This is a genomic window from Paraburkholderia solisilvae, from assembly GCF_902859875.1.
GTDB classification, from domain to species: Bacteria; Pseudomonadota; Gammaproteobacteria; order Burkholderiales; family Burkholderiaceae; genus Paraburkholderia; species Paraburkholderia solisilvae.
Window position 1 is genome coordinate 1 of sequence record NZ_CADIKF010000095.1, and the last position, 10,742, is coordinate 10,742.

Below are 10,742 nucleotides of genomic sequence, written 5' to 3' on the forward strand. Positions count from 1 at the left end.
CGCGCTCTGCACGGCGCCGCCCGCGATCGGCGCGGTCGCGACGCCCGGCGTGGCGGCCGTCGGGTTCGTGCCCGGCGGCGCGACGCGCAGCAGCTGGTCGACTTCGATCTGGTTCGGGTTGGTCAGATTGTTCCACGCGGCAATGTCGCGATAATTCTGGCCGTTTTCGAGCGCGATCCGATACAGCGTATCGCCCGGCTTGACCCGGTAATAACCCGGAGGCGGCGGGCCGAGCGGCACCGGGGCCTGCGCGGCCGGTTGCGCGCCCGTGGTGCCGAGCGCACCTGAGCGATCGACCACCGGCGCATTGTCCAGGCGCGTCGCGCAAGCCGCGAGCAGCGACAGCGCGAGTACGCACACCCCTCGTTGAGCCACGGTCAGACGGACATTCGTGCTGGTTCTTTGCATCGTGCGCAGCTTACTGATAGTCATCGGATTTAAATCACTCCGGATTTTAAGGGTACAAAGAAAACGCGATCAAGGCGCGACTCCCGCCACTGCGCCGGCCCCGTGCGCTCGACGAGCGTGAGCACCTGCGTCTGACCGTCCTGCGTGCCGACCGGCGCGACGAGGCGCGCGCCGATCGCCAGTTGTTCGAGCAAGGCCTGCGGCACATCGAGCCCGGCCGCCGCGATCACGATCGCATCGAACGGCGCCGCCGCCGGCAAGCCGATGCGGCCGTCGCCGTAATGCAAGCGAATGTTCGGAATGCGCAACGGCCGCAGGTTCGTCTTCGCGCGTTCGTATAACGGCCTGACGCGCTCGATCGAATACACGTCGCGCGCGAGCTGGCTCAATACCGCCGCCTGATAGCCGCAACCGGTGCCGATTTCGAGCACGCTGTTGAGTTCGCGCCCGGCCGCCGCGAGTTCGATCATGCGCGCGACCACCGAGGGCTTCGAAATGGTCTGGTGATGCCCGATCGGCAGCGCCGCGTCTTCGTAAGCCTGGGTGGCGAGGCCCGGATCGATGAACATATGGCGCGGCACGGTCGCCATCGCGTTCAGCACGCGCGGGTCGCTCACCCCGTTGGCTCGCAGCCGTTCGACCATGCGTTCCCGCACCCGTTCCGAGGTCAGCGCGTGCGCGCGATTCAACGCGACGTTCGGCGCGCCCGCACGCTCGAGCGTGGCCGGCAATCTCAGCGCCGGCTGACGCGCGGGGTCGTTGCGTTTGCCGTTGGCAACCGCGCGGGCGCCTGCACTCGCGCCTGAACCCCCGCCTGAACTCCCGTTTGAACGTCCGCCTGAACCCTTTGCGGCGCCGGCGGCACCCGCCATGGCGGAAGTCCCAGCCGTTCCCGATGCGGCACGGCCATCGGCCAGCGTGGCCTTCGCGGCACGCGCGTCACCCGAACGCGCTTCGCTTCGACGCGGTTCGCGCACCAGGTCTTCGAGCCCCAGCGGAAAGCGCTTCGCGCGCTCGCCCGTCATGAGGCATCACTCCCGGCGCGCGCCCAGTCGCGCGTCGCGGACAGCATCGCGGTATGCGTCAGATCGAGCTGCAGCGGCGTGATCGACACGTAGCCCTGTGCAACCGCGTGAAAGTCGGTGCCTTCGCTCGCATCGCGCGCGCTGCCCGACGGCCCGATCCAGTAGATCGGCTCGCCGCGCGGATTGGTCTGGCGGATAACGGGCTGCGACGGATGCCGTTTGCCCAGACGCGTGATACGCCACTCGCGCAATTGCTCGTAAGGCAGATTCGGAATGTTGACGTTCAGCAGCGGATGGCCGGGCAGCGGATCGTCGAGATAATGTTTGACTATTTCGGCCGCGACGCGCGCGGCGGATTCGAGGTGCGCCCAGTCTTTGTCGACCAGCGAAAACGCGATGGCCGGCACGTTGAACATCACGCCTTCGGTCGCGGCGGCGACCGTGCCGGAATACAGCGTGTCTTCGCCCATGTTCTGGCCGTTGTTGATGCCCGACACGACGAGATCCGGCGTATGGTCGAGCATGCCGGTCAAGGCGATGTGCACGGAATCGGTCGGCGTGCCGTTCACGTAATAGAAGCCGGCTGCGGAGCGCAGCACCGACAGCGGCCGCCACAGCGTCAACGAATTCGATGCGCCGCTGCAGTTCTGCTCAGGCGCCATCACGGTGACGTCGGCCAGCGGTTTCAGCGCTTCGTAGAGCGCCGCGAGACCGGGCGCCAGATAGCCATCGTCGTTGCTGAGTAGGATTCGCATCCGGCGATTGTAACCGAGGAAAGAAGGCACGCGGACGACACCGCATGGTGCTGGACGGCATACGCTGAACTGTCGCGCAAGGCATGCTGCACCGCCATGCGCGGCGTACGCGATGTGCGGTGCGTACGGTTCGTGCGGTTCGTGCGGTTCGTGCGGTTCGTGCGGTTCGTGCGGTTCGTGCGGTTCGTGCGGTTCGTGCGGTTCGTGCGGTTCGTGCGGTGCGTGCGGTGCGTGCGGTGCGTGCCGTGCGTGCCGTGCGTGCCGTGCGCAGTGTGAACGATGCCGGGGCCGCGTGTGCCGCGAGCGTGCTTCGCACGTGCGTCATGCGTACCTCGTGCGTGCTCGACGCGCCTGCCCGACGCATGCGTGACACGCGCTCGACACACGCGCCGTGCGTAGTCGCATGAGCACGGTGCGTATCCACCGTTGCCTGCAACCCATCTTGACTTGATGAAGCGCACGGTCGTTCGGGCATGCTTTACACTCGACTGCCCATCTGCAAACGCCATAAGGAAGGAGCTACGATGCGCGCCATCCGCTGTCATCGATACGGGCCGCCCGAGACCCTGACACTCGACGAAATACCGGATCCGCAGCCGCAAGCCGGTGAAGTCGTGATCGATGTGAAGGCCGCCGCCGTCAATTTCCCGGACGTGCTGATCATCGAGAACAAATACCAGTTCAAGCCGCCGCTGCCCTTTACGCCCGGCGCCGAAGTCGCGGGCGTCGTGCGCGCGGCCGGCGACGGCGTCACGCAGCTAAGGCCCGGCACGCGAGTCGTCGCGTACGTCGCGCATGGCGGCTACGCCGAACAGGTGCGCGCGGCAGCCGATGCGTGCGTGCCGCTGCCCGATGACGCGCCCTTCGACATCGCGGCCGCGTTTACGCTTGCCTATGGCACGTCGCACCATGCGGTGGTCGATCGCGCCGCGCTGCAAGCGCGCGAAACGATGCTCGTGCTCGGCGCGGCGGGCGGGGTCGGCCTCGCCGCGGTTGAAATCGGCAAGGCGCTCGGCGCGCGCGTGATCGCCGCCGCATCGAGCGATGCCAAGCTTGCGGTGTGCGTCGAGCACGGCGCCGACGCGACGATCAACTACGCGAGCGAAGACCTGCGCGAGCGCATCGCGGCGCTCACCGGCGGCCGCGGCCCGGATGTGATCTACGATCCGGTCGGCGGCATCTATACCGAGCCGGCGTTTCGCAGCATCGGCTGGCGCGGCCGCTTGCTCGTGGTCGGCTTTGCGAACGGCGAGATTCCGAAGCTGCCGCTCAATCTCGCGCTGCTCAAGGGCGCGAGTATCGTCGGCGTGTTCTGGGGAGAATTTGCGAAGCGCGAAGCCGCGCGCAATGCGGCCGCATTCGCCGAAATGACCGGCTGGATCCGCAGCGGGAAGTTGCGGCCATATGTGTCGGCGCGCTATCCGCTCGAGGCGGCCGCGCAGGCGCTCGACGATCTCGCGCGGCGTCGCGTGGTAGGCAAGGTGGTGATCACGCCTTGAGCGTGTGCCGCGAGTACTCTGTGTGCCGCATGCGACGCGTGGTGTCGCGTGGTGTCGCGTGGTGTCGCGTGTGTCGCGTGTGTCGCGTGTGTCGCGTGTGTCGCGTGTGTCGCGTGTGTCGCGTGTGTCGCGTGTGTCGCGTGTGTCGCGTGTGTCGCGTGTGCCGCGTGTGCCGCGTGTGCCGCATGTGACGCGCCTGACGCGTATAACGCCCGGCATCGCACTTCTGTCACACAGCAGCACAACCCGCCGAAGAGCGCCTAAAGCTTCTCCGTCTCGCCGCTCTTCGGCTGCCACTTCATGAAACGCCGCTCGATCAGACTGACGAGCCCATCGAGAATCAATGCGAACGCGGTCAGCACGAGAATGCCGGCGAACACCGTGTTGATATCGAACGTCCCTTCCGCCTGCAGGATCAGATAACCGACGCCGCGCGCGGAGCCAAGATATTCGCCGACCACGGAGCCGACGAACGCGAGGCCGACCGACGTATGCAGACTCGAGAACACCCAGCTCATCGCGCTCGGCAAATAAACATTGCGCAGCAGTTGCTGACGGTTCGCGCCGAGCATCCGCGCATTCGCGAGCACGACGGGGCTCACCTCTTTCACACCCTGATAGACGTTGAAGAACACGATAAAAAACACGAGCGTGACGCCGAGCGCGACCTTCGAGCCGATGCCCAGACCGAACCAGACGCCGAAGATCGGCGCGAGAATCACGCGCGGCATCGAATTGGCCGCCTTGATATACGGGTCGAACAACGCGCTGGCGACCGGCGCGAGCGCGAGCCACAGGCCCACCGCGAGACCCAGCACGGTGCCGAGCACGAACGCGAGCACGGTCTCGACGAGCGTGATCCATAGATGAATGTAAATCTCGCCCGACGTGAACCACTGCCCGATCCGCACCAGCACTTTCTGCGGCTCGCCGAACAGGAAGGCGGCCTTGTTCGGATCGTCGAAATAGAACGCCGGCAAAAGTGTCGGGCTCGTCAGCACATACCACAGCACGAAGCACAGCACGAGCAGCAGCCATTGCCAGATCACGAGGTTCGCCCGGTTCGGACGCAGCGTTTTCCACATGAGTCGTCAGGTCCTTTCGCCAGGCACGCTCGCGCGCCTCACGCCGTCTTCAACTGTTGCTGGTAACCCTTCAAGACCTCGTCGCGCAGCACGTTCCAGATCTGCGCGTGCAACTCCACGAAGCGCGGGTTCGAGCGGATCTCAGCCACATCGCGCGGCCGCGGCAGGTCGATCGCGAACTCGCCGATCGGCCGCGTAGCCGGCCCCGCCGACAGTACGACGACGCGATCGGACATCGCGATCGCCTCGTCGAGGTCATGCGTGATGAACAGCACGGCCTTGCGTTTCGCGGCCCACAGATCGAGCAGTTCGTTTTCCATCAGTTGCCGCGTCTGGATGTCGAGCGCGGAGAACGGCTCGTCCATCAGCACGATATCCGGATCGAGAATCAGCGTTTGCGCCATCGCGACGCGCTTGCGCATGCCGCCGGACAACTGATGCGGATAACGGTCGCCGAAACCGCCGAGCCCCACGCGCTTTAACCACGCCTGCGCCCGCTCGCGCGCTTCGCCGCGCGGCACGTGATGAAACGACAGTCCGGCCATCACATTGTCGAGCGCGCTGCGCCACGGCATCAGCGCGTCGACCTGGAACATGTAGCCCGCGCGCCGGTTGAGACCGGTGAGCGGCTCGCCGAATACGCTGACCGTGCCCGCCGATGGCGCAAAGAGACCCGCGCCGACATTCAGCAAGGTCGACTTGCCGCAGCCGGTCGGACCGACCACCGACACGAACTCGCCGGGCGCGACGCGCAGCGTCGCATCCTGGATCGCCGTGTAGCGCGCATCGCGTTCGTCGCGCGATGCGAAGGTACAGGTGATGTTCTCGAGCGCCAGTGCGGAAACCGTCATGGTTTTGTGCGCCTATGCCTTGACCGTGGCGAGCGCCTTCTTCACGAAGTCGTTGGTCCACGTTTTCGACAGGTCGATCGGCTTGCCCTGCACCGTCGCGTCGAATGCCTGCAGCGTCTTGAGGGAGGTGGCCGGCCCGTCGGCGGGCATCAGTCCGTCCGGCGAAATGGCCGGTTTCGTGTGTTGCCATGCGGCGAGATACAGCGCGCGGTCGCCGAGCAGATACGACTCGGGCACGGCGCTCGCCAGATCGTTGTCGCTCGCGGTTTGCAACCATTTGAGCGCGCGCACCATCGCATTGGTCAATGCCTGCGTCGTGTTCGGGTTCCTGTCGATAAAGCTTTGCGATGCGTACAGGCAACCGGCCGGCATATCGCCGCCGAATACCGTACGCGTATCGGCCAGCGTGCGCGTATCGGATATCACGCGAATGTCGCCCGCACGCTCGAGCTTGGTCATCACCGGATCCAGATTCGCGAGCGCGTCGATCTGGCCGGTCTGCAGCGCGGCGACCGCGCCCGCACCGGCCCCGACGCCGATAAACGACACATCCTTCGCGGTGAGCCCCGCCTTCGCGAGCACGAAGCTCGCCATGATCGACGTCGACGAACCCGGCGCCGTCACGCCGATCTTCTTGCCTTTCAGATCCGCGATCGATTTGTAGTTCGGCATCGTCTTGTTCGATACCGCGAGCACAATTTGCGGCGCGCGTCCTTGCAGCACGAACTCGCGGAACATCTGGTGCTGCGCCTGCAGCAGCAGCGTATGCTCGAACGCGCCCGATACGACATCCGCACTGCCGCCGACCGCGGCCTTCAACGCCTGCGAGCCGCCCGCAAAATCGGAGATCTCGACGTCGAGCCCTTCATCCTTGAAGTAGTTGCGCCGCTCGGCGATCGTCAACGGCAGGTAGTAGAAGAGGTTCTTGCCGCCCACCGCGATCGCGACCTTGCGCGTCTCGAGTCTGGCCTGCCCGAACGCGAGCGGCGTGTGCGCCGCGATAGCCGTCCCGGCGAGCGCGGCAGTGCCGGCGAGAAATGTTCTGCGTTGCATCGTTTGCAATCTCCGGTTCTGGTTGTACTTGTGGTGGCGCGAGCCGTGCTTGCCGCTGCGCTGGCGCTGCGTGACCTCCGCGTCGTCTCTGTAACGTATCGCGTAGGGGCGCTTTCAGATGTATGTCGCCGGGCTTTCGCGTCAGTCACACGATCTGTTGCGCATGCAACCTTGCGATGTGGTCCGCATCATATCCCAGCGATTGCAGGACTTCATCGGTGTGCTCACCCAGCGCCGGCCCGAGCCAGCGCGTGTCGCCGGGCGTCATCGACAATTTCGGCGTCACCGCGGGCAGCGCAATGTCGCGGCCGTCCTGCCACTTGAACGTCTGGATCATCTGCCGTGCGACATATTGCGGATCCGCGAACATGTCGGCGACGCTGTAGATGCGGCCGGCCGGCACGTCGGCCGCGTTGAGCACCGCGAGCGCATCGTCGATCGTGCGGGTCGACAGCCACGCGGCAATGGCATCGTCGATTTCCTGCGTGCGCGGCACGCGGCCGTCGTTATGCGCGAGTGCAGGATCGTGCGCGAGATCGTCGCGGCCGATCGCGCTCATCAGCCGTTTGAAGATCGGGTCGCTGTTGCCGCCGATCACGATGCTGCCGTCGCGGCACGGATACGTATTGGACGGCACGATGCCGGGCAGCGACGCGCCGGTGCGCTCGCGCACCATGCCGTACACGCCGTATTCGGGCACCACGCTTTCCATCATGTTGAAGACGGCCTCGTACAGCGCGACGTCGACGACCTGCCCTTTGCCGCCGTTCACCTGCCGGTGATGCAGCGCCATCAGTGCGCCGATCACGCCGTGCAGGGCCGCGATCGAATCGCCGATCGAAATGCCGATGCGCGGCGGCGGCAGGTCCGGATAGCCGGTGATGTGCCGCAGGCCGCCCATCGCTTCGGCAATCGCGCCGAAGCCCGGGCGATCGCGATACGGGCCGCTCTGCCCGTAACCGGAGAGCCGCACCATCACGAGTCCCGGGTTGTCGGCCGACAGCACGTCATAGCCGAGTTCGAGCTTCTCGAGCAGCCCCGGGCGGAAATTCTCGATGACGATATCCGCCTCCTTCGCGAGGCGGCGCACGATTTCCTTGCCCTCGTCGGCCTTCAGGTTCACGGTCACCGATTTCTTATTGCGCGCCTGCACCGCCCACCACAGCGACGTGCCGCCGGCTTCCGGATACAGCTTGCGCCATTTGCGCAGCGGATCGCCGCCCTTCGGGTCTTCGATCTTGATCACCTCCGCGCCGAATTCGCCGAGCAGTCGCGCGGCAAACGGGCCAGCGATCAGCGTGCCGAGTTCAAGCACCTTCACGCCGGCGAGCGGGCCGCCGGCGTGGGGAGTCTGCGTCGTGTGCGGGGCAGCGGTTGGGCTCATGGGGCTCCTCCGGGCGGGTGCGGGATCTCTCTACATCGAGCGGCGGTCGAGCATCGCGCGCGCGATGGTGCCCGCATCGACGTACTCCAGTTCGCCGCCGACCGGCACGCCGCGCGCGAGACGCGTGACCGCAAGGCCGCGCGCCTTCAGCGTCTGCCCGAGATAATGGGCGGTCGCTTCGCCTTCGTTGGTGAAATTGGTTGCGAGCACTACTTCCTTCACGACGCCATCCGACGCACGCTTGACCAGCCGGTCGAAATGGATCTCCTTCGGACCGATTCCGTCGAGCGGACTCAGGCGTCCCATCAGCACGAAATAGAGGCCGCGGTAGGTCATCGTCTGTTCGAGCATCATCTGGTCGGCTGGCGTCTCGACGACACACAACAACGTCGGATCGCGTTGCTCATCGCTGCAGACTTCGCAGATCGACGCTTCGGTGAAGGTGTTGCACTTCTCGCAGTGCTGCAGATGCTCGGTCGCATACAGCAGCGAACGGCCGAGCTTTTGCGCGCCGTCGCGATCGTGCTGCATCAGGTGATAGGCGATGCGCTGCGCGGACTTCGGCCCGACACCGGGCAGCGCGCGCAGCGCTTCGACAAGCGCCGACAAGGCGGAAGGTTGTTTCATGCGATTCCTGGGCGCCGGGGCTGGGTACGAATGCCGGCGTCGAGTGGCATCGAGCGGTCAAACGGCATCAAGCGGCATCAAGCGGCATCAAACGACATCAAGCGGAGCGGCTCGGAAGCAGACGGCTGACTGCACGTGGCCGCCAACCCGCCGTTCGTTCGCCTCGCGCCGCGCGCCGCCGGCCGTTCGTCGCCTCGATGCAATGGCCAGACTAGAAAGGCAGCTTGAATCCGGGCGGCAACGGCAGGCCCGCGGTCATGCCGCCCATCTTTTCCTGCGCGGTCGTTTCGGCCTTGCGCACCGCATCGTTGAACGCGGCGGCCACGAGGTCCTCGAGCATGTCCTTGTCGTCGGCGAGCAGGCTTGGATCGATCGACACGCGGCGCACGTCGTTCTTGCAGGTCATCGTCACCTTCACGAGACCGGCGCCCGACTGGCCCTCGACCTCGATGTTCGCGAGCTCTTCCTGCATCTTCTTCATGTTTTCCTGCATCTGCTGGGCCTGCTTCATCAGCCCGGCGAGTTGACCTTTCATCATGGACTTGCTCCTTCGTGATCGTATGGAATGCAGGGAATGCGCTTGAACTTCGCATCGCCCCCGCTTGTGCTGTTATCTGGCTGTGCGTCGCCCGCCCCGCCCGGGCGCGGATGAATCAGTGCGCCGCGCTCGCGCTGCCCGCGCCGCCCTGCTGCGCGGCCGGTATCAGCGGGCGGACCGAGCCCGGTACGATGCTGCCGCCGAACTCGCGAATCAGCGATTGCACGAACGGGTCCGCGCCGATCTCGCGCTCCGCTTCCTGCTGCCGCTGCGCACGCGCGGCCGCATCGAGCGCGGCCGCGGTGCGGCGCGCCGGCCCCACCTCGACGACGACCTCCACGGGCCGGGCGAGGCGCTCGGCGAGCGCGGCCTTCAGTTTGGCGACCTGCGCGGCGTCGGCATACTGCGGCACCGGCACATTCAGCCTGAGTGTCGAGCCTTCGAGCGCCATCAGTTCGCTATTGAATGCGAGCTGATACGCAATGCCCTTCAATGGCAGACCGGCCGCGAGTGCCGGCCAGTCGCCATCGACGCCCAATGCGTCGAGCGGCACCGCCGGCGGCAAAGGACGCGTGTCGACGGCAGGCGCCGGCGCAGCGGCCGCCGGGCTCATGCGGACGTCGTCGGGGCCGTGGTCGAAGACCGGCGCGAAACTGTCGTCGGGCGGGGCGAAGAACGCGTCGTCCGCCGACGCCGGTATGTAGTCGTCGAGCGCGCCGGGTGCATCCGGCGGAATATCTTCCCAGGGCGGCACCGTCGAACCGCTCGACGCCGGGCGGGCTGCCGCCGCGTTGCGGGCGGACGCGCCGTCCTGCTGCTGCACGCGGCGCGCCGGGTTCGGTGTCGGCACCACCACGCGCGGCGCCGCGGGTTTCGGCGATACCGCATCGGCAGCGAGCTGCGTGGGTTTCACCGCTGCGGCCGGCGCTGCGCGGCCACGCTCCGTCGACAGTTTCATGCCGGCGTTGCGCAGCACGTCGAGCGCGGCGCTCGCGCCGCCCGCGCGACGCGACGCTTCGTCGGGCGACTGCACGACTGACGATGACGGCGGGGCTTGCGTGGATAGTGGCGGTTGTGGCTGCGATTGCGGTTGTGGCTGCGATTGCTGCGCGTCGGCCTGCGGCAGCGTTGACGGCGCCGCGGCTTCGGCCGACGAGGGCTTCTGCTCACCGGACGCTTGCGGCGCCTCGGCTTCGATATCCGCAGCGGTAGCAGCGGTGACGGTGGCAGCGGGCTCGGCCGGTACATTGCGCGCTTCGCTATCGAGCGGCGATTGTTGCATCGGCGGTTGCGCTGCTTCTTGCGGCGGCTTTTGCACTGACAACACATCGCCAGCGGGCGCCGCATCGGTCGTTGCCGCGCTCGCTGCTTCAACCGGCACTGGTGGCACCTGCACCGGCGCTGCGCCAGCAGCCTGCGGCGCCGCGGTACGCTCCGTCTGCGGCGCCCGTGCTGCCGGCGTCTCCGTCGCGTCGACGCCGCGTGGCGCAGCCGCTTGCGCGGCCACCGCCGGCTCG

General features: G+C 66.6%; 11 protein-coding genes. 1 reads left to right on the forward strand and 10 read right to left on the reverse strand.

What is annotated here, in order from left to right:
- The 3 genes from HV675_RS31395 to surE all read right to left on the reverse strand — a co-directional run.
- Positions 1–426, reverse strand: a 426-nt coding sequence (locus HV675_RS31395) for a LysM peptidoglycan-binding domain-containing protein (RefSeq protein ID WP_175115363.1), incomplete at its 3' end; no start/stop codon positions are given.
- Positions 427–437: 11 nt separating this feature from the next.
- Entirely contained in the window at positions 438–1,433 is a 996-nt protein-coding gene (locus HV675_RS31400; RefSeq protein WP_175115354.1) for a protein-L-isoaspartate(D-aspartate) O-methyltransferase, read from the reverse strand.
- Entirely contained in the window at positions 1,430–2,188 is a 759-nt protein-coding gene (surE, locus tag HV675_RS31405) for a 5'/3'-nucleotidase SurE (protein WP_175115355.1), read from the reverse strand. Before surE ends, HV675_RS31400 begins: the two co-directional genes overlap by 4 nt.
- Before the next feature lie 524 nt (positions 2,189–2,712).
- On the opposite strand from surE, the gene HV675_RS31410 reads away from it, so the two are divergent.
- Positions 2,713–3,687 (forward strand): NADPH:quinone oxidoreductase family protein, encoded by a 975-nt coding sequence (locus HV675_RS31410; RefSeq protein WP_175115356.1) that lies wholly within the window; start codon positions 2,713–2,715, stop codon positions 3,685–3,687.
- Between the two features lie 260 nt (positions 3,688–3,947).
- On the opposite strand, the gene HV675_RS31415 is transcribed toward HV675_RS31410, so the two are convergent.
- The 7 genes from HV675_RS31415 to HV675_RS31445 form a co-directional block, all read right to left on the reverse strand.
- Positions 3,948–4,772: an ABC transporter permease gene (locus HV675_RS31415; RefSeq protein WP_175115357.1), complete on the reverse strand. Its 825-nt coding sequence runs from the start codon at positions 4,770–4,772 to the stop codon at positions 3,948–3,950.
- 38 nt (positions 4,773–4,810) lie between these two features.
- Positions 4,811–5,623 (reverse strand): ABC transporter ATP-binding protein, encoded by an 813-nt coding sequence (locus HV675_RS31420; RefSeq protein WP_175115358.1) that lies wholly within the window; start codon positions 5,621–5,623, stop codon positions 4,811–4,813.
- A 12-nt stretch (positions 5,624–5,635) separates the two neighbouring features.
- Complete coding sequence (locus tag HV675_RS31425; protein WP_175115359.1) at positions 5,636–6,676, reverse strand: ABC transporter substrate-binding protein; 1,041 nt, start codon at positions 6,674–6,676, stop codon at positions 5,636–5,638.
- Positions 6,677–6,821: 145 nt separating this feature from the next.
- The gene (locus HV675_RS31430; protein ID WP_175115360.1) at positions 6,822–8,060 is read right to left on the reverse strand and encodes a CaiB/BaiF CoA transferase family protein; all 1,239 of its coding nucleotides are present in this window, start codon (positions 8,058–8,060) and stop codon (positions 6,822–6,824) included.
- Between the two features lie 30 nt (positions 8,061–8,090).
- Positions 8,091–8,687 (reverse strand): recombination mediator RecR, encoded by a 597-nt coding sequence (recR, locus tag HV675_RS31435; protein WP_175115361.1) that lies wholly within the window; start codon positions 8,685–8,687, stop codon positions 8,091–8,093.
- Between the two features lie 211 nt (positions 8,688–8,898).
- The gene (locus HV675_RS31440) at positions 8,899–9,225 is read right to left on the reverse strand and encodes a YbaB/EbfC family nucleoid-associated protein (RefSeq protein ID WP_175115362.1); all 327 of its coding nucleotides are present in this window, start codon (positions 9,223–9,225) and stop codon (positions 8,899–8,901) included.
- Positions 9,226–9,340: 115 nt separating this feature from the next.
- Positions 9,341–10,742, reverse strand: a 1,402-nt coding sequence (locus HV675_RS31445) for a DNA polymerase III subunit gamma/tau C-terminal domain-containing protein (protein ID WP_281364197.1), incomplete at its 5' end; no start/stop codon positions are given.

Bases quoted from the DNA above. Each gene is read 5' to 3' on its own strand.
- HV675_RS31410 (WP_175115356.1), top strand. From the start codon at position 2,713: ATGCGCGCCATCCGCTGTCATCGATACGGGCCGCCCGAGACCCTGACA.
- HV675_RS31415 (WP_175115357.1), bottom strand. From the start codon at position 4,772: ATGTGGAAAACGCTGCGTCCGAACCGGGCGAACCTCGTGATCTGGCAA.
- surE (WP_175115355.1), bottom strand. From the start codon at position 2,188: ATGCGAATCCTACTCAGCAACGACGATGGCTATCTGGCGCCCGGTCTC.
- HV675_RS31400 (WP_175115354.1), bottom strand. From the start codon at position 1,433: ATGACGGGCGAGCGCGCGAAGCGCTTTCCGCTGGGGCTCGAAGACCTG.
- HV675_RS31430 (WP_175115360.1), bottom strand. From the start codon at position 8,060: ATGAGCCCAACCGCTGCCCCGCACACGACGCAGACTCCCCACGCCGGC.
- HV675_RS31440 (WP_175115362.1), bottom strand. From the start codon at position 9,225: ATGATGAAAGGTCAACTCGCCGGGCTGATGAAGCAGGCCCAGCAGATG.
- HV675_RS31420 (WP_175115358.1), bottom strand. From the start codon at position 5,623: ATGACGGTTTCCGCACTGGCGCTCGAGAACATCACCTGTACCTTCGCA.
- recR (WP_175115361.1), bottom strand. From the start codon at position 8,687: ATGAAACAACCTTCCGCCTTGTCGGCGCTTGTCGAAGCGCTGCGCGCG.
- HV675_RS31425 (WP_175115359.1), bottom strand. From the start codon at position 6,676: ATGCAACGCAGAACATTTCTCGCCGGCACTGCCGCGCTCGCCGGGACG.